This window comes from Streptomyces sp. MMBL 11-1 (genome assembly GCF_028622875.1).
In the GTDB taxonomy this organism is placed as follows: domain Bacteria; phylum Actinomycetota; class Actinomycetes; order Streptomycetales; family Streptomycetaceae; genus Streptomyces.
The window spans coordinates 5,245,746-5,268,773 of record NZ_CP117709.1; the positions used below are offsets into that span (position 1 = coordinate 5,245,746).

The 23,028-nt window shown below is 71.9% G+C and carries 21 protein-coding genes; 15 read left to right on the forward strand and 6 right to left on the reverse strand.

The window, feature by feature from the left end:
- Positions 1-277 precede the first annotated feature (277 nt).
- Positions 278-1,090 (reverse strand): arylamine N-acetyltransferase family protein, encoded by an 813-nt coding sequence (locus PSQ21_RS23575; protein ID WP_274032755.1) that lies wholly within the window; start codon positions 1,088-1,090, stop codon positions 278-280.
- A 310-nt stretch (positions 1,091-1,400) separates the two neighbouring features.
- Between PSQ21_RS23575 and PSQ21_RS23580 the strand changes: the two genes are divergently transcribed.
- Entirely contained in the window at positions 1,401-1,730 is a 330-nt protein-coding gene (locus tag PSQ21_RS23580; RefSeq protein ID WP_274032756.1) for a hypothetical protein, read from the forward strand.
- A 61-nt stretch (positions 1,731-1,791) separates the two neighbouring features.
- Here PSQ21_RS23580 and PSQ21_RS23585 read toward each other — a convergent pair whose 3' ends face one another.
- The gene (locus tag PSQ21_RS23585; RefSeq protein WP_274032759.1) at positions 1,792-2,610 is read right to left on the reverse strand and encodes an NAD(P)-dependent oxidoreductase; all 819 of its coding nucleotides are present in this window, start codon (positions 2,608-2,610) and stop codon (positions 1,792-1,794) included.
- Between the two features lie 98 nt (positions 2,611-2,708).
- Here PSQ21_RS23585 and PSQ21_RS23590 point away from each other — a divergent pair, with 98 nt between their 5' ends.
- Positions 2,709-3,143, forward strand: a complete 435-nt coding sequence (locus tag PSQ21_RS23590) for a winged helix-turn-helix transcriptional regulator (protein WP_274032760.1) — start codon at positions 2,709-2,711, stop codon at positions 3,141-3,143.
- A gap of 134 nt (positions 3,144-3,277) precedes the next feature.
- A complete protein-coding gene (locus tag PSQ21_RS23595; RefSeq protein WP_274032762.1) occupies positions 3,278-4,192 on the forward strand; it encodes a S1 family peptidase in 915 nt (304 codons plus the stop codon).
- A gap of 36 nt (positions 4,193-4,228) precedes the next feature.
- On the opposite strand, the gene PSQ21_RS23600 is transcribed toward PSQ21_RS23595, so the two are convergent.
- The gene (locus PSQ21_RS23600) at positions 4,229-5,050 is read right to left on the reverse strand and encodes a TetR/AcrR family transcriptional regulator (RefSeq protein ID WP_274032763.1); all 822 of its coding nucleotides are present in this window, start codon (positions 5,048-5,050) and stop codon (positions 4,229-4,231) included.
- An 83-nt stretch (positions 5,051-5,133) separates the two neighbouring features.
- Between PSQ21_RS23600 and PSQ21_RS23605 the strand changes: the two genes are divergently transcribed.
- Entirely contained in the window at positions 5,134-5,982 is an 849-nt protein-coding gene (locus tag PSQ21_RS23605) for a siderophore-interacting protein (RefSeq protein WP_274032764.1), read from the forward strand.
- A 43-nt stretch (positions 5,983-6,025) separates the two neighbouring features.
- Here the strand turns inward: PSQ21_RS23605 and PSQ21_RS23610 are convergent, their stop codons facing one another.
- Together PSQ21_RS23610 and PSQ21_RS23615 are read right to left on the reverse strand one after the other, a co-directional pair.
- Positions 6,026-7,657: an N-acyl-D-amino-acid deacylase family protein gene (locus tag PSQ21_RS23610; RefSeq protein ID WP_274032766.1), complete on the reverse strand. Its 1,632-nt coding sequence runs from the start codon at positions 7,655-7,657 to the stop codon at positions 6,026-6,028.
- Positions 7,658-7,706: 49 nt separating this feature from the next.
- Positions 7,707-9,044, reverse strand: coding sequence for an alanine racemase (locus PSQ21_RS23615; protein WP_274032768.1), 1,338 nt, complete (start codon positions 9,042-9,044; stop codon positions 7,707-7,709).
- Between the two features lie 134 nt (positions 9,045-9,178).
- Here PSQ21_RS23615 and PSQ21_RS23620 point away from each other — a divergent pair, with 134 nt between their 5' ends.
- From PSQ21_RS23620 to PSQ21_RS23640, 5 genes are all read left to right on the forward strand, one after another.
- Positions 9,179-10,321, forward strand: coding sequence for a sugar kinase (locus PSQ21_RS23620; protein WP_274032769.1), 1,143 nt, complete (start codon positions 9,179-9,181; stop codon positions 10,319-10,321).
- Positions 10,318-11,076, forward strand: a complete 759-nt coding sequence (locus tag PSQ21_RS23625) for an IclR family transcriptional regulator (RefSeq protein ID WP_007460289.1) — start codon at positions 10,318-10,320, stop codon at positions 11,074-11,076. Before PSQ21_RS23620 ends, PSQ21_RS23625 begins: the two co-directional genes overlap by 4 nt.
- 6 nt (positions 11,077-11,082) lie before the next feature.
- The gene (locus tag PSQ21_RS23630; RefSeq protein ID WP_007460291.1) at positions 11,083-11,493 is read left to right on the forward strand and encodes a RidA family protein; all 411 of its coding nucleotides are present in this window, start codon (positions 11,083-11,085) and stop codon (positions 11,491-11,493) included.
- A gap of 398 nt (positions 11,494-11,891) precedes the next feature.
- The gene (locus tag PSQ21_RS23635) at positions 11,892-13,367 is read left to right on the forward strand and encodes a GntP family permease (protein ID WP_274035901.1); all 1,476 of its coding nucleotides are present in this window, start codon (positions 11,892-11,894) and stop codon (positions 13,365-13,367) included.
- A 125-nt stretch (positions 13,368-13,492) separates the two neighbouring features.
- On the forward strand, positions 13,493-14,812 hold the full coding sequence (locus tag PSQ21_RS23640; RefSeq protein ID WP_274032771.1) for an Nramp family divalent metal transporter: 1,320 nt from the start codon (positions 13,493-13,495) through the stop codon (positions 14,810-14,812).
- Between the two features lie 78 nt (positions 14,813-14,890).
- Here the strand turns inward: PSQ21_RS23640 and PSQ21_RS23645 are convergent, their stop codons facing one another.
- Entirely contained in the window at positions 14,891-16,615 is a 1,725-nt protein-coding gene (locus PSQ21_RS23645) for a chitinase (RefSeq protein ID WP_337961684.1), read from the reverse strand.
- A gap of 851 nt (positions 16,616-17,466) precedes the next feature.
- Between PSQ21_RS23645 and PSQ21_RS23650 the strand changes: the two genes are divergently transcribed.
- The 6 genes from PSQ21_RS23650 (at position 17,467) to PSQ21_RS23675 (ending at position 23,018) form a co-directional block, all read left to right on the forward strand.
- A complete protein-coding gene (locus PSQ21_RS23650) occupies positions 17,467-18,333 on the forward strand; it encodes a hypothetical protein (protein ID WP_274032773.1) in 867 nt (288 codons plus the stop codon).
- Positions 18,334-18,617: 284 nt separating this feature from the next.
- On the forward strand, positions 18,618-19,325 hold the full coding sequence (cpaB, locus tag PSQ21_RS23655) for a Flp pilus assembly protein CpaB (protein WP_274032775.1): 708 nt from the start codon (positions 18,618-18,620) through the stop codon (positions 19,323-19,325).
- A 7-nt stretch (positions 19,326-19,332) separates the two neighbouring features.
- Positions 19,333-20,646, forward strand: coding sequence for an AAA family ATPase (locus PSQ21_RS23660; RefSeq protein ID WP_274032777.1), 1,314 nt, complete (start codon positions 19,333-19,335; stop codon positions 20,644-20,646).
- A gap of 213 nt (positions 20,647-20,859) precedes the next feature.
- Positions 20,860-21,201, forward strand: a complete 342-nt coding sequence (locus PSQ21_RS23665) for a septum formation initiator (RefSeq protein WP_337961706.1) — start codon at positions 20,860-20,862, stop codon at positions 21,199-21,201.
- Complete coding sequence (locus tag PSQ21_RS23670; RefSeq protein ID WP_274032780.1) at positions 21,198-21,605, forward strand: TadE/TadG family type IV pilus assembly protein; 408 nt, start codon at positions 21,198-21,200, stop codon at positions 21,603-21,605. The genes PSQ21_RS23665 and PSQ21_RS23670 overlap by 4 nt, the downstream gene beginning before the upstream one ends.
- Before the next feature lie 75 nt (positions 21,606-21,680).
- Complete coding sequence (locus PSQ21_RS23675) at positions 21,681-23,018, forward strand: CpaF family protein (RefSeq protein ID WP_274032781.1); 1,338 nt, start codon at positions 21,681-21,683, stop codon at positions 23,016-23,018.
- The last annotated feature ends 10 nt before the right edge of the window (positions 23,019-23,028 follow it).

Below are 23,028 nucleotides of genomic sequence, written 5' to 3' on the forward strand. Positions count from 1 at the left end.
GCTCCCGGCGTACTCCCTCCGGGGTGCCTCCCCGCCCCGCCCCGTCTTCCATCGCCATGCCCGCCGCCGCCCCGGACCGTGGGATCGCCCGGTCGGGGCGGCGTCGGGGCTTGGAAAGGAGGCGTGTGCGGCCGGGACGGGTGAGATGCGCCACGCGAGGGCCGGACAGGCCCCGTCCGCACCCCGGCACGGGCCCGCGTCCAGCTCCCGTCCGCCCCCGCCCGGGCGGGCGCGCCCGTTCGCCGCCGGGCGTCGCCGGCCCGGCCGCCCGGTGCCGTCACTCCGGCAGCCGGGCCCCCTCCGGGAGCCGGATGCCGAAGTCGTCCGCCAGGACGCGCAGCGCCTCGTCGCCGTCCTTCAGCCGCCGCTCCCGGATCGTGCCGTCGTCGGCCGTCTCCACCAGGTCGAGCCCGGAGAGGGCGAGGTGGGAGCCGATCCGGGTGCGCTGCGCGTACACCGCCTGCCGGAACGGTGAGCGCGGATGCGTCGCGATGAACCAGTTGATCACTTCGTAGTCCGGCTTCTCGTACGGCTCCAGGGTGAATCCGTACTGCGGCTCCCACGACCCGCCCTTCTCGGCCTGGAGCTCCCACATGGGCAGCGGACCGTGGTGCGGTGCGTGGACCAGGCGGTGGTGGCGCGGCGCGTCGAACAGTTCGGCGCCCTCCACCAGCTCGATCGGCTCCAGCAGGGCACCGACCGTCCCGAAGCCGACGTCCGCCAGATACGGGTGCGGCTCGCCCGCCACGTCCACCCGCATCAGCATGTGGGTACGGGGCCGGATGTCGCCCGGCGCGGCACCCAGCACCACCCGGGCCGTCAGCGGCGTCACGGCGAAGCCGATCTGCCTCAGCGCGGTGGAGAGGAGGGTGTTGTGCTCGTAGCAGTACCCGCCGCGCCCGCCGTGCACGAGCTTCGCCTCCAGATCGTCGAGCGCCAGCGAGGGGGCGGAGCCGAGGACGGCGTCCAGGTTCTCGAACGGGATGCCGGTCAGGTGGGCGCGGTGCAGGGACCGCAGTACCTCCAGCGTGGGGCGGGGCGTTCCGGTCCAGCCGATGCGGGCGAAGTAGGCGTCGAGGTCGAGAGTCATACGCCGACCGTACGCAGCCGGGGGGCGGGCGCGCCTCCGGCCGTGGACCGACGTGCGCGCCCGGACGGCCTCGGTCTCCGGACCGATACCGGGACCGGGAACCGGGACCGGCGGGCGCATGGGGGACCAGGACCCGGACCGGGGGTGGCGCGCGGGGGACCGGGATCGGCGCACGGGGGGCGCGGACCGGGACCGGCGCACGGGGGACGCGGACTGGGACCGGCGCACCGGGGGCCCCGGGCCGGGCGGGGCGGCTCAGATCTCGCTCAGATCGGGTGAGATCCGCCCCGCCCCGGGTAGCGGTGCTCCCATGAGCATGTTCCGGAAGCCCCAGCCCCTCGCCGTCCTCGTCCTCCGCGACGCCCCCGACCTCGTCGCCGGGCTCCGGCGTGCGCTGGAGGCCGCCACGGACGCCGAGCGCCCCGGCCTGGAGCTGGCCCTCGCCCTGGCCGAGGACTCCGCCGCGCGCCCGGACGCGGAACTGCGCGGCCGGTGGGTGCGACAGCGGCTCGCCGCCGCCGGATACGAGGGGCCGACGGACTCGGTGGCGGCCGTCAAGGTCCTGCGCCGGGCCGAACCCGGTCTGACGCTGCTCCAGGCGGCGACGTACGCGAAGGAGGCCCAGGCGGCTGGAGCGTGAGGCGGGCGGGGCCCGGAGGACGGGGCGGGCGCGGTCCGGCGAGCGGTCCGGGGCCGGGCCGTCACATTCCGTCCACCGACCCCGCCGACGCGATCAGCAGGGCCGTGTCGACGCCCTGCTCCTGTGCCGTGCGGAGCAGCGCCGCGTCCCCCGCCGCCGCCACGGCCGGGCTCGTGGGGTCCTCGGCCACGGGCCCGCCCGCGTACGCCGCCGTCGCCGGGGCCATCGCCGTGAGCCAGCCGGCCAGCAGCGCGCCGAACTCCTTCTGGTCGATGCCCGCGTTCCGGACCAGTGCCGCCGCGTGCCGGGCTCCGGCGAACATGGCGGTCATCGCGCTGAGCAGGGCCACGTCGTGGAGCGCGGCGAAACCGGGGTCGGCGCCGACGTACCGGGTGGCGGCGGGCACGGCCAGCACCTCGCGGTGGGCGTCGAAGACGTCGCGCGAACCGCTGTAGAAGACATAGCCCCCGGCTTCCGGCACACCGATCATCGGCGGTACGGCCATGATCCCGCCGTCCAGGAAGCGGGCGCCGCGCTCGTTCGCCCAGGCGGCCCGGGCGCGCGACTCGGCCGGGGTGGAGGTGGTGAGGTCGACCAGGTCCTTGCCCGTGAGATCGGCCTCCGCGAGCGCTTCGCGCACCGAGGCGTCGTCCAGGAGGCACGCGACGACGAGCGGACTCGCGGCGACCGCCTCCGCCGCCGTCGCGGCCACCCGCGCGCCGGCGGCGGCGAGTTCGGCGGTCCGGCCGGGGCTGCGGTTCCAGACGGTCAGGGGGTGCCCGGCGGCGAGCCAGGTACGGGCGAGAGCGACGCCCATCGCGCCGAGGCCGAGCAGGGTGAGAGGGGCGGGCGGGACGGAAGCGGCGTTGTTGTCGGACATGACGCTTAGGCTGGTCGGAGGCGCCGGGGGTGACAAGTACGCACTGTGGAGTGGGTGGTTACCTCGCGGACAGTGACCAGGTGAGGGAGGGGCGGGCGATGCGGATCGTACGGAGGCCGGGGGCTTTCGTCTGCGGGATCGACGCGGCGATGGACGTGATCGGCGGCAAGTGGAAGGTGCTCATCCTGTGGGCGTTGAATGAGCGGACCTGCCGCTTCGGTGAGCTGCGCCGGAGCCTGCCCGGGGTGACCGAGAAGGTGCTCAGCTCCCACCTCAAGGAGTTGGAGGACGACGGCATCGTGCACCGCGAGGTGTACGCCGAAGTGCCGCCGCGCGTGGAGTATTCGCTCACCCCGCTGGGCCTCTCACTGAACGCCGCGCTCGAACCGCTGGGTCAGTGGGGGCGTGAGCACATCAGTCGCGGTACGCCCGAGGCCGACGCCGGAATCGGTGCCGGAGCCGCTGCCGCTGCCGGTGCCGGGGCAGCTCCCGAGGCCGTGGTGGGGCTGGGGCTGGGGCGCGGACAGTCCTAGGCCGTGTCCGCGGAGTCTCGTCCGGCCCGCGGCCGGAACTGACCTCTTGTGATGGCCTGACATCTGCGCCAGCATGCGCATGTCAAAAGCCGGAAGATCTCCGGCCTCTGGCGTCACTGGAGGGGATCCCCCACATGAACAAGCCTCTCGTCGGTGCGTTTCTCGCTGCCCTGCTCCTGGGAGCGGGTGCAGCGCCCGCCGTGGCGGCCGAGCCCGCCGGAAGCGCGCGCGAGGTTTCGGCCGAAGCCGCGCCGCAGACGATGTACGCCGCACCGCAGACGATGTACGCCGCACCGGACACCGTGCCCGCCGCGAAGGCCGTGACCTTCGCCGGGACCGTCGCACTCAGCAACTGTTCGGGCTCCGTGGTCCGTACCCCCGACTCCGCCCCCACCGATCCCGCCCTCGTGCTCTCCAACGGGCACTGCATGGAGACCGGCTTCCCCGGCCCCGGCGAGGTCGTCGTCGACCGGCCGTCCTCCCGGACGTTCACCCTGCTCAACGCCCAGGGCAGGGGTGTCGGCACGCTGAGGGCGAGCAAGATCGCGTACGGCACCATGACCGACACCGATCTCTCGCTCTACGAACTCACCAGCACCTACCGGCAGATCGAGGACAGGCACGGCATCCGGGCGCTGGAGCTGGAGACCGCCCACCCGACGGCGGGCACCGCCATCACGGTCGCCTCCGGCTACTGGAAGCGCACCTACAGCTGCGACATCGACGGCTTCGTCCACCGGCTCAAGGAGGGCCGGTGGACCTGGAAGGACTCGGTCCGCTACACCCCGGAGTGCCGGACCATCGGCGGTACGTCCGGCTCGCCGGTGATCGACGACGCCACCGGCAAGGTGGTCGCCGTCAACAACACCGGCAACGAGAGCGGCCAGGAGTGCACGGACAACAATCCGTGCGAGGTCGACGAGAACGGCGAGGTGACCGTCCGCGAGGGCATCAACTACGCCCAGCAGACGTACAACATGGTCCCGTGCGTCGGGGCCGGCAGCAAGATCGACCTGACCCGTGAGGGCTGCGCGCTGCCCAAGCCGTAGCCGAAGCCCCCGGCGCGCGCCGGGCGGCCCCGACCGCTATCGGGCCCGCCGGGCGCGCGCCGCCTCGATCCCGTCCAGCAGTACCCCGAGCCCGGCCCGGAACGTCTCACGGGCCTCCCGCTCCGGATACGACATCGCCCCCGCGCCCTCCTCCGCCACCGTTTCCGGGTACGGCTCCACCGGCCCGTCCGCCTCCAGCCGGCTCACGGCCGGGAAGCGCTCCGCGAAGTCCGGGACCAGCTCCATCAGGGCCGCCGAGCGCGCCGCCCACCACTCCTCGTCGGACCTCCCGGTCGCCGCCGCGGCCAGCCGGGCGTCGGCCACCGTCTGTGCCGAGCCCCGCGCATAGGCGAACAGGGTTCCCGCCAGCCGCCTCAGCGACCCCGCGTCGAGACCGGTCGCCCCCAGCAGGGCGACCAGCGCGTCCAGGCCCGCGTACTCGTGCGGCCCCAGTACCGGCCGAGCCTGCGAGACCTGGAGCACCCAGGGGTGCCGGACGTAGAACTCCAGGATCTCTTCGGCCCAGGCGGTGAGCGCCGCCCGCCAGTCGGCCGGCTCCGGCCGCCCGGCGGGGAGTTCGGCGTGGACGGCGTCGTACATCAGGTCCAGCAGCTCGCTCTTGCCGGGGACGTAGGTGTAGAGCGCCATCGCCGTGCGCCCGAGCCGGTCGCCGACGGCGCGCATCGACAGGGCCCCCATCCCCTCCTCGTCCGCGAGCGCCACGGCGGCCGCCACGATCGCGTCGACGCTCAGCCGGGGCTTGGGACCCGGGCCGCCGCGCGCCGGGGGCGGGGCGTCCGCTCGCCACAGGAGGGAGAGGGAGCGGCGCGGGTCGCCCTGCCCGGCGAAGACCACCACGTGCGACTCCTTACGGCGTAAAGTAACGTCCGGCGGGTAATTCATTACAGCGTAAGCTATCGGTGTGGGGAGAGGTCGGAACGATGAGCCAGGCACTGCCGGTCACCTATGTGCGGGTCACGGAGGTCGAGCGGATCACCCCCGGGACGGCCAGGATCGGCTTCACCGCCGACGAACTGCCCGGCCTGCTGGAGGACCGCCCCGACCAGCAGCTGAAGCTCTGCCTGCCGCGCGCCGGTCAGACCGTGCCCCGGCTGCCGGAGCAGGACGCGGACGACCCGTACGGCATGCGCTGGTACGAGGCGTTCCTCGCGATCCCGGAGGCGGAACGGCCCTGGATGCGCAGCTTCACCGTCCGCTCCTACGACCGTGAACGCAACGTGATGACCGTGGACTTCGTGCTCCATGGTGACGGCGGCCCCGCGTCCCGCTGGGGTGCGGCGGCCCGGGCCGGTGACGTCCTCGGCATGGTCGGCCCGTCCTCCCTCTACGCCCGGCCGCTGCCCGCCGCCCGGCGGATGCTCCTCGCCGGGGACGAGACGGCGCTCCCGGCGATCGCCACGGTGCTGGAGGCGCTGCCCGCCGATACCGGGGCCGTGGTGTTCGCCGAGGTCGCGGACGCGGCGGAGGAGCGGGGCCTGCCGTCCGCCGCCGGCGGGTCCGAGGTCCGTTGGGTGCACCGGGACCGGGGCGGCTCGCTGGTGACGGCGGTACGGGAGGCCGGGCCGGACCTCGACGGGGTGGACGCGGCCTGGGTGGCGGGCGAGGCCTCCGCCGTCCGGACGCTCCGCCGCCACCTGGTCGGGGAGCGGCGACTGCCGAAGACCGCCGTTGAGTTCAGCGGCTACTGGCGGCGCTCCCTCACCCAGGACGACGCCCCCACCGAGGAGGACCTCGCCTGGGCGGCGGAGCGCGCGGCGGACGCCTCGTAGAACCGCGCGGTGCACGCTGCGGGGAGCGCCTCGCCCGAGAGCGCTAGGCGGCCCCGGTTCCGGCGCCCGCTCCACGGACCGCCCGGCCCGCCAGTGCGGAGGTCCGTCTGCCGTCCTCGATGACGAACCGGCCGTCGATCAGCACATGCGGGATGCCGACCGGAAGGGTGCGCGGCTCCTCGAACGTGGAGCCCGCCGCCACCGTTTCCGGGTCGAACAGCACCAGGTCCGCGCGGTACCCCTCGCGCACCAGGCCCCGGTCCGCGAGCCGCAGCCGGGCGGCCGGGCGCGAGGTCAGGTGGGCCACGCACTCCTCCAGGGAGAGGATGCCCAACTCCCGTGCGTACCGGCCCAGATACTGCGGGAACGTGCCGTACGCCCTCGGGTGCGGCTTGTCGCCCTGGAGGATGCCGTCACTGCCGCCCGTGTGCACGGGGTGACGCATGATCCGCTGGACGTTCTCCTCGTGGCCCACGTGCTGGAGGATCGTCGTCCCGAGCCGGTCCCCGGTGAGCAGCCGGCGCGCGGTCACCCAGGGCTCCTCGCCCCGCAGCGCCGCCGACTCCGCCACCGTACGGCCCACGTACTCGGCCAGGTGCGGTGCGCCGACGCCGGAGATCTCGATGGTGTCCCACTCGATCGGGACCCCGTGGCAGCCGTCCGAGCCCAGCACCTCCAGGTGGTGCCGGATCCGCTCCGCGCTCTCCGCGTCCGCGAGCCGGGCGAGGGTCGACTCCGGTCCGCCCTCGCTCGCCCAGCTCGGCAGCATGGCCGCCAGGGTGGTGCAGCCGGGGGTGTACGGGTAGGTGTCGAGCGAGATGTCGGCCCCGCCGGCGAGCGCTCCGTCGAGCAGGGCCAGCAGGTCGGGCGCCCTGCCCTTGTTCACACCGAAGTTCATCGTGGCGTGCGCGAGATGGAGGGCGCAGCCGGCGTTCCGGGTGAGCCGCACCATCTCCTCGTAGGCTTCGAGCGCCCCGGCCCCGTAACTGCGGTGGTGCGGGCAGTAGTAGCCGCCGTGGCGGGCCACCATCCGGCACAGCTCGGTGAGTTCGGCGTCGTCCGCGTACATCCCGGGTGTGTAGGTGAGACCCGAGGACATGCCGACGGCGCCTTCCCGCATGCCCTGGTCCACCAGCTCCTTCATCCGGGTCAGTTCGGCGTCGGTGGCGGGCCGGTCGTCCCAGCCCACCGCGTACATCCGGACCGTGCCCTGCGGGATGAGGTAGGCGGCGTTGACCGCGATGCCCTGGCCGCCGAAGTTCCGGTCGAGACGGTCCAGATAGCCGCCGACGGTGCGCCAGTCGAAGTCGATGTCGCTCCCGTCCCCGTTCCAGCCGGCGATGGAACGCCGGACCTCGGCGAGGGTGCGGTCGTCGGCCGGGGCGTACGACAGCCCGTCCTGGCCCAGCACTTCGAGGGTGACGCCCTGCGCCGCCTTCGCGCTGTGGTCGGGGTCGCGCAGCAGCGCCAGGTCGCTGTGGGCGTGCATGTCGATGAAGCCGGGGGAGAGGGCGAGCCCGTCGGCGTCGAGCGTCCGGGTGGCGGTGGGGCGGGGGCCGGAGGATCCCTCGGGGTGGATCTCGGCTATGCGGCCGCCGTCGAGGGTCACATCGGCGCGGTAGGAGGGCGCGCCGGTGCCGTCGACGACGAGCGCGTCACGCAGGACCAGGTCCATGGGTCACCTTTCCGATCGGGGAGGGGCCAGGTGTCGCGGGCCCATGGCTCTAGAAGAACGTGCGGATGTAGTCGGTGACCGTGCCGTCCGCCGTGACCAGGGGGATCAGCTGCCACTTGTCGAAGCTGGTGCAGGGGTGCGAGAGGCCCATGCCGACCCAGTCGCCCACCTCCAGCTCCGTGCCCGCCTCCGTGCGCACCCAGGTGTGCTGGTCGGAGAGGCCGGTGACCGTGACCCCGGTGGCGGGCCGGACCGAGCCGTCCCGGCCGGAGCGGACCACCTGCGCCTCGGGCAGATCGAGGTCGTACGCCGCGTCGCGCTTGCCCGCGTTCAGGAACGCCTGCTCGCCGGAGGGCCGGGAGACGACCTGCGCCCAGAGGCGGAAGGCAGGCTCCAGCGCGCCTTCCCCGGGAACGCGGTTGAACGGGGTGAGGTGCTTGTAGTGCCCGTCGTCGTGCGAGACGTACGCACCCGAGCGGAGCAACTTCAGGACCGGGGCGCTCAGTTCGGGGATCTCCGCGAAGACGTCCGCGACCGCGTCGAACCAGGCGCTGCCGCCCGCGCTGACGACGATCTCCTCGGCGCCGGGGAACCGGCCGGCCGCGTCGAAGTCGGCGGCCAGCCCGACGAGCCGCCGCAGCCACGCCCGTACCCGCTCGGGGTCGGCGTCCGGCACCTCGCCCTCGTACCCGGCGACGCCCACCAGCCGCAGCGAACCGGCCGCCGCCACCGCGTCGGCCACCGCCGCGCAGTCCGCCTCCGTGCGGGCCCCGGTGCGCGCGCCCTCGCCCGCGCCCAGCTCCACGACCACGTCGACCGGGCGGGTGGCGCCCGCCGCGCCGAGGGCCGTCTCCATCAGCTCGACGCCGCGCACCGAGTCGACGTAACAGACGAAGCGGAACTCCGGGTCGGCCGTCATCTCGCCGGCCAGCCAGCGCAGGGCGACGGCGTCGACCAGCTCGTTGGCGAGGAAGATCCGCCCGATCCCGTACGCCCGGTAGACCCGCGCCTGGTGCGGCACGGCGGCCGTGATGCCCCACGCGCCGCGCTTCAGCTGGTCGACGAAGAGCTGCGGGGACATGGACGTCTTGCCGTGCGGGGCGAACGCGAGGCCGTGGCGCTCGGCGTACGTCTCCAGGAGGTCGAGGTTGTGCGCGACCGACTCGGCGGAGAGCGCGAGCACGGGGGTGGTGAAACCGCCGGTGAAGAGGTTCCGCCGCTCGGCGGCCAGGGCCCCGACGGTCAGGCCCTCGGCGTCCGGCGGCAGGGCCTTGAAACGGTGGTCGACGCGTTCGTCGGCGAGGCCGGACGCCAGGGACGCGGGGGACGCGCCGGGGGCGGAAGGCGCGGGAACGACGGTGTGGCCGGTGGGGCGTTCGGCTGCCAAGGGAAGCTCCTCGAAGTTCGTTGCAACATATGCAACACCCATTGCGTATATCGCTCAACGCTGTCTAACATCCGAGCCGATGCCCGGTCAATGGTGACCACCGGCCCGCACGCCGATCAGTGAGGAGCCCTCCAGTGCCCGGACCCGCAGCAGGGACGGCCGACGCCGCCACGACCACCGATGTCGTCTGTCTCGGTGAGTCCATGGTGACGTTCCTGCCCTCGCAGCCCGGCCGCCTCGCCGACGTGCCCTCCTTCGGGCGCGGGATCGGCGGCGCCGAGTCCAACGTGGCCTGCGCGCTCGCCGCCGCCGGGCACCGGGCGGCCTGGGTCGGCCGGGTCGGCGCGGACGGCTTCGGCGACCACCTGGTCGAGACGATCGCGTCGTACGGGGTCGACACCTCGGCCGTCCGCCGCGACCCCGACCGCCCCACCGGCATCTACTTCCGCACGGCCACGGACCGGGGCGCCGACACCCACGAGGTCGCCTACTACCGGGCCGGGTCCGCCGCCTCCGCGATGTCCCCGGACAACGTGCCGTACGAGGACCTCCTCGCGGGCCGCGTCCTGCACCTGTCCGGGATCACGGCCGCGCTGTCCGCCGACTGCCTGGCGCTGCTGCGGGACCTGACGGCCCCCCGGCCGGACCGCCCGCTCGTCTCCTTCGACGTGAACCACCGGCCGCGTCTGTGGCGGGGGTCCGAGGCGGACGCGTCGGTGCTCCTGGAGCTGGCCCGCCGCTCGGACCTGGTCTTCGTGGGCGAGGACGAGGCGGAGGAGGCGTGGGGGATCGTCGGCGCGGACGCGGTCCGGGCGGCGCTGCCGGAGCCGGCCGTGCTGGTCGTGAAGCGGGGGAGCGCGGGCGCGACGGTGTTCTCGGGGCCCCGCCCCGGGCCCCGCTCCGCAACCGCCGGAGGGGCTGAAAACGCCCCGGCCGCGCGCTCCACGGAGGGCGGCGGGGCCGAGTTCGCCGCCGATACCGTCACGCTCGTCCCCGCCCTCCGCGTCGACGTCGTGGCCGCCGTCGGGGCCGGGGACGCGTTCGCCGCCGGGTTCCTCTCCGCCACCCTGCGGGGGCTGCCCGTGCGCGACCGGGCCCGGCACGGGCACCTCATGGCCGCCGCCGCCCTCACCGTCCCCGGCGACCTCACCGACCCGCCCGCCCGCGACCACGCCGACCACCTCGCGGCCCTCGACGACGACGCCTGGGGGAGACTGCGTCTCGGCCCCGGCTGGACCGCAGCCGACCGGGCCGCAGAGGAGGTACGCACACCATGAGCCAGACCGTCGACCGGGCACTGAGCATCCTGCCGCTGCTCGCCCAGGGACCCGCCGACCTCGGCCAGGTCGCCGAGCGGCTCGGCGTCCACAAATCCACGGCGCTGCGTCTGCTGCGTACGCTCCACGAGCACGGCCTCGTCTACCGGCAGGAGGACCAGCGCTACCGCCTCGGCGCCCGGCTCTTCGCGCTCGCCCAGGAGGCCGTCGAGAACCTCGACGTACGCGAGATCGCCCACTCCCACCTGGTCGCGCTGAACGACCGGTGCGGGCACACCGTCCACCTCGCCGTGTACGAGGAGCAGGAAGTCCTCTACATCGACAAGGTCGAGAGCCGCTACCCGGTCCGCATGTACTCACGGATCGGCAAGCCCGTGGCGATCACCGTCGCGGCCGTGGCCAAGCTGCTGCTGGCCGACCTCACCGAGCCCGAGCGGCGCGTCATCGCCGAGAAGCTCGACTACCCCATGTACACATCCCGTTCGACGCCCAACGCCGCCGCGTTCCTCAAGGAGCTCGCCGTCGTCCGCGAACAGGGATGGGCCACCGACCTCGGTGGCCACGAGGAGTCCATCAACTGCATCGGCGCCCCCATTCGCGGCGCGGACGGGCGGGTCGTCGCGGCCATGTCGGTGTCCGCGCCCAATGTGGTCGTCACGGCCGAGGAACTCCTCACCCTGCTCCCCCTGGTGCGGCGCACCGCCGAGACCATCAGCCGGGAGTATTCCGGCACCACCCGACCCAAGAAAGCCTGATCAGCCATGACCGAGAAGACCGCCCTCACCCCCTCCACCCACACCACGCCGCCCGCGAAGTTCTCGCACGGCGTGAAGAAGGGGAACATCCTCCAGGTCGCCGGCCAGGTCGGCTTCCTCCCCGCCGTGGAGGGCCAGGCCCCGACGCCCGCCGGTCCCACGCTCCGCGAGCAGACCCTCCAGACCTTCGCCAACGTCAAGGCGATCCTGGAGGAGGGCGGCGCGAGCTGGGACGACGTGATGATGATGCGCGTCTACCTCACGGACGTGGACCACTTCGCGGAGATGAACGAGATCTACAACACCTACTTCGCCGAGCAGAACCTCAAGGAGGCCCCCTCGGCCCGGACGACGGTCTACGTCGGCCTGCCCAAGGGCCTGCTCATCGAGATCGACGCCCTCGCGGTGCTCGGCTGACGGCCTCCCGGCCGACCCCCCATCGGCCGGCTCCGACTTCCTCCGGCCGGCCGGTCCTCCTCGGCCGGCTCCGGCCCCCTCCGGCCCGCCGGTCCTTTCCGGCCGGCTCCGGCTTCCTCCGGCCGCCGGCCCTCTGCGGCCGGCTCCACCCCCTCCGGCCGCCGGCCCTCTTCGGCGGCCGGCTCCGCCCCTCTGCGGCCCGCTTACCACCCGGGTCAGCCGACCACCAGGCCCGCCGCACCCCCGGCCCGCCGCACCCCGTCCCCCGATCGCAGGCCCCCGCTGATCGCTTCACCTCACCCGCAGGACCGCTCCAGCCCGCCGTACGGCACGGCGCCCCGCTCCCCGGGGGCGCCGTGCCGCGCTCCCCCCTGCCCTCCAGCACCAACGGAGTCCCCATGCTGCTCGCCGCCACCCCGCCGCCGGCCGAGGCGCCACCGCACACCGGTGGTCTGCTCCTCCTGATCGACGGCACCGCCGGTCTGCTGACCGTCGCCGCCCTCGGCATCGCCCTCCTGCTCTTCCTGATCATCAAGGTCAGGCTCCAGCCGTTCGTCGCCCTGCTCGCGGTCTCCATAGCCGTCGGCCTCGGCGCCGGGCTCTCGGTCACCGAACTCTTCGGCACCGTGCAGAAATCCGCCGCCGTCTCGCTCATCGAGTCCGGCATGGGCGGCATCCTCGGCCATGTCGCGATCATCATCGGGCTCGGCACCATGCTCGGCGCGATCCTCGAAGTGTCCGGCGGAGCCGAGGTGCTGAGCGCCCGCCTGCTGAACGCCTTCGGCGAGAAGCGCGCCCCGCTGGCCATGGGCATGACGGGCCTCGTCTTCGGCATCCCGGTCTTCTTCGACGTCGGCATCTTCGTCCTCGCGCCGATCGTCTACGCCGCCGCCAAGCGCTCCGGCAAATCGATCCTGCTCTACGCGATGCCGCTGCTGGCGGGCCTGTCGATGACCCACGCGTTCCTGCCGCCGCACCCGGGGCCGGTGGCCGCCGCCGGACTCTTCAACGTCTCGCTCGGCTGGGTCATTCTGATGGGCGTCGTCGTCGGCATCCCGTCGGTCATCGCCGCCTGGGCGTACGCCGCCTGGATCGGCAAGCGCATCTTCGTCGACGTCCCGCAGGACATGATGGAGGCCGCCGAGGAGGCCAGGGCCGCCGTCGCCGCCGAACAGCGCGCCGCCGGGATCACCCCGCAAGAGAAGCCGATCCCGCTCGGTACGGTCCTCGCGATCATCGGCACCCCGCTGATCCTGATCCTCGCCGCGACGTTCTCCTCGATCGCCCTGGACCCCTCCACGCTCCGCTCGGTGATCGAGTTCTTCGGCAACCCGTTCGTCGCCCTGACGATCGCCCTGTTCCTCGCGTACTACCTGCTGGGCATCCGGCGCGGCTGGTCCCGCAAGTCCCTGGAATCGGTCTCCACGTCCTCGCTCAAGCCCGTCGGCAACATCCTGCTGGTCGTCGGCGCGGGCGGCGTCTTCGGCGCCGTCCTCAAGGGCAGCGGCATCGCGGACGCGCTGGCCGACACCTTCAACGACGTCGGCCTGCCGGTCATCCTGCTCGCCTGGCTGATCTCGGTCGTCCTGCGCGTGGCCCAGGGCTCGGCCACCGTCGCGATCGTCACGACGGCCGGCATCGTGGTTCCGCTGGTCGAGGGCCAGAACCTGTCCCAGCCCCACCTCGCCCTGATCATCATGGCGATCTCGGCGGGCTCGATCTTCGCCTCGCACGTGAACGACGGCGGCTTCTGGATCGTGTCGAAGTACTTCGGCATCAGCGAGCGCGACACCCTCAAGTCCTGGACCGTCCTGGAGACGGTGCTCTCGGTCGCGGGCTTCGTCGTCGCGGCGCTGCTCAGCCTGATCATCTGATCCCACCGAGACGGGCGGGACTGCTCTTGGCGAACCGGCACACACGGGTTGTTCCCCCTCCCCGTGTGTGCCGGTTCCGTGCGCACCCCTTGTGCTGCCCCGCCGATTGCGCTTCCTTGATCGGCATGGCGGAGACAAGCGCAACCACAGGGACAGGGGAGCCGGCCTCCCGACCACGTAAGTCCAGCTGGAAGTACATCGGCCCCGGCATCGTCGTCGCGGCGACCGGGGTCGGGGCCGGCGACCTGGTCGCGACGCTGATCGCGGGCAGCAAGTTCGGATACACCCTGATGTGGGCGGCGGTGATCGGCTGCGTCGTCAAGATCTCGCTCGCCGAGGCGGCCGGCCGCTGGCATCTGGCGACCGGCCGCACGCTCTTCGACGGCTGGCGCAGTCTGGGCCCCTGGACCACGGTGTACTTCGCGGTCTACGTCGTCCTCTGGGGCTTCATCTACGGGGCGACGGCCATGTCCTCCAGCGCCCTGCCCATCGTGGCGCTGTTCCCCGACGGCCCCGGGCTCAAGTTCTGGGCGATCGTCACCGGGCTGATCGGACTGGCGTTCGTCTGGTTCAACCGGTACGCCGTGTTCGAGAAGGTCATGACGGTCCTGATCGGCATCATGTTCGTGGTGGTCGTGTACGTGGCCGCCCGCGTGGTGCCGGACGCCGGGGCCTCGTTCGCCGGGCTGCTGCCCGTCCTCCCGGACGGCTCGCTCCTCTACACCCTCGGGCTGATCGGCGGTGTCGGCGGCACGATCACCATGGCCGCGTACGGGTACTGGGTCAACGCCAAGGGCTGGAGCAACTCCTCCTGGATGAAGGTGATGCGGCTCGACAACCGGGTCGCCTACATCACCACCGGGGTCTTCGTCGTGGCGATGCTCATCGTCGGCGCCGAGCTGCTGCACGCCTCCCAGACCGCCCTCACCTCCGGCGACCGCGGGCTGATCGACCTGGGCAGGGTGCTGGAGGACCGCTTCGGCGCGGGCACCGCCAAGCTCTTCCTGGTGGGCTTCTTCGCCACGTCGTTCTCGTCGCTGATCGGCGTCTGGCACGGGGTCAGCCTGATGTTCGCCGACTTCGTGGAGCGGTTCCGGGCCCCGGCCGCCGGTGCGGCGAAGGCCGGGGAGCCCGAGGAGCACGAGGGGCCGGACGTCGCCGAGCGCCGGCAGCGGTCGCTGCCCTTCCGCGCCTACCTCCTGTGGCTGACCTTCCCGCCGATGACCCTGCTCTGGCTGGACGAGCCCTTCGGCCTGGTCATCGCGTACGGGGTGCTCGGCGCGTTCTTCATGCCGTTCCTCGCCCTGACCCTGCTCTGGCTGCTCAACTCCTCCCGTACGCCCGGGGAGTGGCGCAACGGATGGCTCAGCAACGGGATGCTCTCCCTGGCCGGGCTGCTGTTCGTCGTGCTGTGCGTCCAGCAGGTGCGCGAACTGCCCTGGTGACCCGGTCGCCGTCGGCGTAACGCCGCAGCGCCGCCGGGGGAGCGGCGGCGCTGCGGGTTCCGGGTGGTCGCGGTGTCGTTACGGCAGGCTGCGGACGTGCGGGCCGACCGCCTTCGACCAGGCGAACCCGGCCGTCGCGTCCCAGTTCGTCGACCAGGTCATCGCGCCGCGCAGCGACGGGTAGGTCTTCGACGGCTTGAACGAGCCGCAGCTGGTGCCCTTGGTCAGGCAGTCCAGCGCCGCGTTCACGGTCGACGGGGAGATGTAGCCGCTGCCCGCGCCGCGGGTGGAGGCGGGGACGCCGAGGCCGACCTGGGACGGGTCGAGGCCGCCCTCCAGCTGGATGCAGGCGAGCGCGGTGAGGAAGTCCACCGAGCCCTGCGAGTAGACCTTGCCGTCACAGCCGAGCATCGCACCGCTGTTGTAGTACTGCGTGTTGACGACGGTGAGGATGTCCTTGACGTTGAGCGCCGTCTTGAAGTACTCGCCCGACGTCGACTGCATGTCGAGGGTCTGCGGGGCCATCGTGAGGACCATCCCGGGGCCCGCCTTCGCCGACAGCTGGCGCAGCGCCTTCGTCATGTAGGTGGCGTTGAGGCCGTTCTCCAGGTCGATGTCGACCCCGTTGAAGCCGTAGTCCTGCATCAGCGCGTACACCGAGTTGGCGAACGCGGTGGCCGAGGCGTCGCTGTCGACCCGGACCGTGCCCAGCTCGCCGCCGATCGAGATGATGACGTTCTTGCCGGCCGCCTGCTTGGCCTTGATGTCCGACCGGAACTGGGCGTCCGTGTAGCCGTTCAGCCCGGCGGTGTCCAGGTTGAAGGTGACCGCGCCCTGGGTCGCCGTGGCGTCCGCGAAGGAGACCGCGATGATGTCGTAGTCGGCCGGGACGTCGCTGAGCTTCTGGACGGCCGCGCCGTTGTTGAAGTTCTGCCAGTAGCCGGTCACCGCGTGCTTGGGCACCGTGGTCACCGGACCGCCGCCGTTCTTGGCCGTACGGGCGCTGACGGTGGTCGACCTGGCGGATTCGCCGGCGGCGTTGGTGGCGCTCACCGAGAACTCGTAGGCGGTGTCCGCGGTGAGGCCCGTGACGGTCGCCGAGGTGCCGGTGGACGTGGTGGCCTTCGCGCCGTCCCGGTACACCGTGTACCCGGTGGCGCCGGAGACCGCGTTCCAGGACAGGGCGACGGAGGACGTGGTCGTGGCACCCGCCGCGAGGCCCCCGGGAGCCGCCGGGATGACCGGGCCGGGCTCCTCGCCGCCACCGCCGTCGGGGCCGGTCACCTCGAAGTCGTCGGCGAGGTAGGCGGCCTGCCCGTACCAGCCGTGGGTGTAGACGGTCACCGAGGTGGTGTTCGCGCCGGTCTTGAAGCTGGTGGACAGCTTGGTCCAGGTGGAGGAGCCCGGCGTCCAGGTGGAGACGTCGGTGGTTCCGGTGCCGTTCACGCCGAGGTAGGCGTAACCGCCCTGCACCCAGGAGCTGAGCGTGTACGTCGAGTTGGCCTTCACCTTGACGACCTGGGAGCACTTGGCGTTCTCCTGGCCGGCCGGGGTCGCCTTCAGCGCGGACGTACCGCCGTGCACGGGGGAGGAGACGACGGTGCCACTGCCCCCGGCGCAGGTCCAGCCGGCGAGGCCTGCCTCGAACCCCGGGTTCTTGGCGTTGTTGACGTCGGCGGCCTGGGCGGTGCTGACGAGTCCGGTGACGGTCAGGGCCGCGGCCGCGATGACGGCCATGGTGCCGCCGAGCACGGGACGGGAGTGACGACGCCTTCTGCGACTGCTGCCTGCGGAGCGTTCCACTGGTTCCTCCGTGGGGAGTTGGTGGCCTGGCGGGGGTCGTGCAGAAGTGCCGGACGTACTGCGGGCCGGGGCTGCACGGGGTGGGCCGGGCGGAGCGGGGATCCGTGACGGGCGATCACGGTGAGGCGCGATCGATCACGGTGATGCGGTGTGTATCGGGTCGAAGGACGGGGTGTCGGGGGAGTCGGGGGTGTCGTGCACGGTGGTGCGTGGGGCGCTGGGCCGGGAACATGGAGACGGGGTGTCCTGCCGGGAGCGGTGACCACCGCTTGGCGCATAAAGCTGGTCCAGACCAATCGAGTTGTCAAGACCTCTGGCGGTGGAAAGGCTTTGGCGAGGGTGAGCGAGAGGCGCCTCCGCGAGGGTGGGCGCGAGGCCGCGCGGCGGCCCCGGCGGCGGAGTGCCCGAGGGTCTGTGGGGGTGCCGGGTCGGAGTTCTTCCCGCCGGGAACGGTCCTGCGGCCCGCATCGCCCCCCGCACGGGTGATCTTGCGGGAGATCTTCGGGCGGTCTTCGGGCGGTCACGGAAACGCCCTTACGAAAAAGGGGGTCGACGGCCCGGAATCCAGCCTGACGTGCGTGAATGGACAGATGATTGAAAACCGGACACAGTCTTCGGTAACGCTGCGCAGTGATAGCCGAGTTGGACGGAATCGATTTCGTCCCGTTTAGCACCCGAGCCCCGTAGGAACGGTGTTCGCATGGCGTCGTACTGGTCTCCGATAACTGTTCTCTGCCTGGTGAGACGTGGCTAAAGTGCTGGGTCAGGAGCACGGAGCAGGAGCGATTGCGGCCGACGTCCCCACGTCGACCGGAGCCGAAACGGGGAAGAGCGTGCCGACCGCAATAGCAGTGACGAGCGCAGACCTGGTACTGCCGCCCACCGACCAGCAGACACCGACCGCCGCTCTGCTCCAGGCCCCCGAGGCCCAGGTACTGGAGCTGGCGATCGGCGACATGCACCTGCTGCTGGAACAGCACGGGTACGTGATCGCCCTCTATCCCTCGGGCATCCGCCCCGAGCACGAGCGTCGCCTCCACTCCATCCGGTCGGTGCTGGAGAGCGACCGGATCGCCCTGGTCAAGGTGGATCTCCCGCCGCTCGGCCTCGCCGTACTGGTGCGCCAGCTGCGGCAGTTGTCCATCTGCGACTTCAGCCCCGGGGTGGTCGCCTCCGCCGCCCGGCTGCTCTCGCACTACATCTACGCCGGCGCCCTCCTCAACTCCGTCGCCCGGCTCGACCGGGTGCCGGTCAGCCTCAAGAGCCACGCCAGATCCTGGGTCCCCGGCACCCAGTTCGCGGTGCTCGCCGGGCCCGAGGCGCAGCTGGTGAAGGTGGGCCCGACCGCCGAACCGCCGGCGGGGCCGGATTTCGGTACGCATCTTCTGGTCGCGAAAGGGAATCTGCAGTCGGACTGGGTACAGGAGACCCTCGCGCCCGCCTGGAAGGTCCAGGCCATTGACGACACCACGGTCCCGTCCGACTCACCGCGCTGGTGGGGCACGGGAAAACTTGTGGAGTTCGCCGCCCACCTCCCGGACCTCTCCGTGCTGTACCAGCTGGTCTCCTCCGTACGCCGGGAAAAGTGCCACTGGTGCTCCATGGAACTCATCGGCGACCGCTGCGCATTCTGTTCCGCTCCTCTCGCGGCTCCGGAGAACCGCGTGCTCCCCACCGGTGTCCTCCATCGCGGGGTCGGCGAGTCGCCGGGCCCCTAGCGAGACCGCACTTCCCGCGGGATCCCGCTCCTCCCGGTTCCCGCACCCACGCCCCACCTCCCCGCACTTCCCGCACTCCCCGCACCGAGACCTTCCCGCATGAGACCTTCCCGCCCGGTCGGCCCCGCGGCAGCGCGCCGCCGCAGATGTAAGCGCGTAACCGCTCCACCGCACCACCGCACAGCACAGCAACACCGTGCAGCACAGCAACACCGCGCAGCTCCACCGCTCTCTCTGTCCGCTGTCCGTCCCACACATCCGATTCGAACGAGGTTGTCCGGACCATGAACTCCCGCCAGCGCCGCGGCGTGATACTCCTGCTCCTGTCGGTCCTGTGTGCCTTCGCGGCCTTCGCCGGCGTGCTCTCGGTGATCAGCGACGTCAACTCGAAGGTCGGACCCGAGGTGACGGCGTATCAGCTGAAGACCAACGTGGCTCCGTACACCGCCTTGAACAGCGGCCAGTTCGAGAAGATCAAGATGCCCGAACGCTGGCTCTCGGAGAACGCCGTGACCGACCTGCGGGAGGTCGAGTCGAAGATCGCGGTCACCGAGCTCCGCGAAGGCTCGCTGCTCCAGTCGGACATGATGGTCCGCAAGCCCGAACTCCGTGCCGGTGAGCAGGAGATCGCCATCATGATCGACGCCTCCACCGGCGTCGCGGGCAAGATCACACCGGGCGCGTCGGTCAACATCTACGCCACGTTCGCCGGTGAGCAGCAGGGCGACGCGGCCCAGTCCAAGGTCATCGTCTCCAACGCCAAGGTGCTGGACGTCGGCGAGCTGACCGCCCTGGACCCCAGCGCGGACGACCGGGGCACCCGGGCGACCGAGGCCGTGCCGATCACCTTCGCCCTGAACACGCTGGACACCCAGCGCGTCGCCTACGCCGAGTCGTTCGCGGAGCACGTGCGTCTCGCGCTCGTCGCCCCGGGCAGCGACGGCACCATCCGCCCGGGGGACCGCACCTACACGCTCGACAAGGACAAGTGAGGATGGGATGACCACCAGAATCCTCCCCGCCGTCGGTGACCTCGACGCGGCCCGCTCCGTCACCACCCTGCTCAGCCAGCTGCCCGACGCCGAACCCGCGCCCCCGGCCGGCGACTCCACCCAGCTCATCGACACCCTGGCCCGCCTCGCGGCCGAGGCGATCGACGAGCTGCCCGAGGTGGTGCTGGTCCACGAGCGGATCGGCCCGGTGCCGGCCCTGGAGCTGATCCGGGAGGTGTCGATGAGGTTCCCGTCCGTCGGCGTCGTCCTGATCACCGCGGACGCCAGCCCGAACCTCTTCGCCGACGCGATGGACTCCGGGGCGCGCGGACTGGTCACTCTGCCGCTGAGCTACGAGGAACTGGCCAACCGTGTTCAGGCGGCCGCCCAGTGGTCCGCCGGCGTGCGCCGCCACCTCACCTCCGGCAACGACGTCTTCACCGGTCCCGGCGGCACGGTGGTCACGGTCACCGGCGCCAAGGGCGGCGTCGGCGCGACCGTCACCGCCATCCAGCTCGCCCTGGCCGCCCAGGCGTCCGGCAACACGGTGGCGCTGGTGGACATGGACCTCCAGACCGGGGACATCGCCTCGTTCCTGGACGTCCAGTTCCGCCGCTCCCTGGTCGACCTCGCCCTGATCACCGACATCTCGCCCCGGGTGCTGTCGGACGCGGTGTTCTCCCACTCCACGGGCCTCGCCCTGCTCCTCGCCCCCGGCGAGGGCGAACGCGGCGAGGAGGTCAGCGACCGCTCGGCCCGCCAGATCGTCAGCGCGCTCCGCACCCGCTACGAGATCGTCGTCATCGACTGCGGCGGCCAGATGAACGGGGCCAACGCCGCGGCCATCGAGATGGCGGACGTGGCCCTGCTGGTCACGACCCCGGACGTGATCGCGGTGCGCGGCGCGAAACGCATCGTACGGATGTGGGAACGGCTTCAGATCCGCAAGGCCGAGGAGACGATCACCCTCGTCAACCGCTTCACCCGCAACACGGAGATCCAGCCGCCGCTGATCCAGAAGATCACCGGCACCCGGGTCGCCTCGGCGACGGTCCCCGCGAACTTCAAGGAGCTCCAGGCGTCCATCGACTCCGGACGCCTGCACGAACTGGACGCCAAGAGCACGGTCAAGCAGGCGCTCTGGGGGCTGGCCGGAGAGCTGGGCATCGTCAAGGAGAGCGCGACGGCGAAGAAGAGCGGCAGCGCCCTGGCCAAGAGGAACAGTGGCGTCTTCAAGAACGACCGGGGCTCGATCGGACGCGCGCGCCGCCGGCGCGACGGCTCCGGCCGCGGGCCCGGAGACTCCGAGGGGACACGTTGAGCGATGACCACCACAAGGACGGCACGAAGCGGCATACGGGGGCGGATCACCGCCCTACGTGACCGCCGGTACGGGAACGGGCCGGGGGCCGGGAACGGAACCGGGATCGGGACCGGGGTCGGGGCCGGGGACAGAAACGGGACCGGGAACCGGAACCGTGACCGGAACCGGAACCGTTACCAGGCCCGGGACCGTGACCGGGGACAGACCGCGATCGAGTTCCTCGGCATGACCCCCTTCATCATCCTGATCATGCTCGTGCTCTGGGAGTGCGCCCTGATCGGCTACACCTTCAGCCTCGCGGGCAACGCGGCCGACGTGGGCGCGCGCAAGGGCAGCGGCGCGGAGTACGGGGCGGGAGCGGCCTGCCGGGCGGGGGCGGAGAAGGACCTCCCCGACGCCTGGGAGGACGGGGCCCAGATCCGCTGCGAGGGCGGCAGCCGCCTGTACGAGGCCACGGTGAAGCTGAAGGTCCCGGTGCTGGTGCCGGGCCTGTTCGACCTCGACACCGAGATCACCGGCAAGGCCGGATCCCCGAGGGAGGATCAGCGATGACGACGCATCCGTACGGCGGGCGCACCCGCTCCGCACGCGCGCGGGGCGACCGGGGCCAGGTCGCCATGGAGTATCTCGGCTTCCTCCCCCTGCTGCTCCTCGTCGCGATGGCGGCCATCCAGCTCGGCCTGGCCGCGTACGCCGCCAACCAGGCGGGTACGGCCGCCCGCGCCGGAGCCCGTACGGAAGCCAGCGTGGACGCCCGGGGCAGCGGCCGGGCCAACGCCCGTGACGCCGTGAGCGACTGGGTGGAGGACGGCGGGTTCCGCTACCGCAGGAGCGGTGGCCAGGACATCACGGTCACGGTCCGCGTCAAGGTGCCCTCCGTCGTGCCGGGACTGGACGACTGGTGGGCCGAGCGGAGCACGACGATGCCCAACGAGAGGTCCGCGGCCGGCTTCTGACCCCGACCTTCCGCGAGAGAGCCGCACCGACCGGCCGGGCGCCACCGCCCGCCGAGACCGAGGAGAGCTACGCCGATGAGCCTGCGGGCACGCATGACCGCTCCTGAGGAACAGGGCGGGGCACGGGAGGACGGCCACCTCGTGGCCACCTACCGGGCCAAGCTGCTGGAGGAGATCGACCTCGCGGAGATGTCCTCGCTGGCCGCCGCCGACCGGCGGGCCCGGCTGGAGCGCGTCCTCGGCCACATCATCAGCCGCGAGGGCCCGGTCCTCTCCACCGTGGAGCGCTCGCAGCTGATCCGCCGCGTCGTCGACGAGGCGCTCGGACTCGGCATCCTGGAACCGCTCCTGGAGGACGCGTCCATCACCGAGATCATGGTCAACGGCCCCGACCAGATCTTCGTCGAGCGCAACGGCAGGGTCGAACAGCTCCCGATGCGCTTCGGCTCCCACGAACAGCTGATGCAGACCATCGAGCGGATCGTGTCGACCGTCAACCGCCGCGTCGACGAGTCCAACCCGATGGTCGACGCCCGCCTGCCCAGTGGTGAACGTGTCAACGTGATCATCCCGCCGCTCTCGCTGACCGGCGCGACGCTCACCATCCGGCGGTTCCCGCGCTCCTTCACGCTCCAGGAGATGATCGGCTTCGGCTCGCTGGACGAACAGATGCTGGTCCTGCTCGCCGGACTGGTGCAGGCCAAGCTCAACATCATCGTCTCGGGGGCCACCGGCACCGGCAAGACGACCCTGCTCAACGCGCTGTCCGGACTGATCCCGAACACCGAGCGCATCGTCACCATCGAGGACTCCGCCGAGCTCCAGCTCCAGCAGAGCCATGTGATCCGGCTGGAGTCCCGCCCGGCGAACGTCGAGGGCAAGGGCCAGATCACCATCCGCGACCTGGTCCGCAACTCGCTGCGTATGCGCCCCGACCGCATCGTCGTCGGTGAGGTCCGAGGCGGTGAGTCCCTCGACATGCTCCAGGCGATGTCCACCGGTCACGACGGTTCGCTGGCGACCGTCCACGCCAACAGCGCCGAGGACGCGCTGATGCGTCTGCAGACCCTCGCGTCGATGTCGGAGGTTGAGATCCCGTTCGAGGCGCTGCACGACCAGATCAACAGCGCCGTCGACGTGATCGTCCAGCTCACCCGGCACGCCGACGGCGCCAGGAAGATCACCGAGATCGCCGTCCTGGACTCGCACGGCCGCGACCCGTACCGCATCGTCACGGTCGCGCGGTTCAACGCGCAGCCGATGGCCCCCGACGGCCGCATCTACGGCGACTTCCAGTACCTCCCGCTGCCCCGGAGGCTCGCCGAGCGCCTCTATCTGGCCAGTCAGCCCATCCCGCAGGCGTTCGGCGTCGCCCAGTCCGCCGAACAGCTCGCCACCCGAGAGGCCAACTAGGTACCGAGCC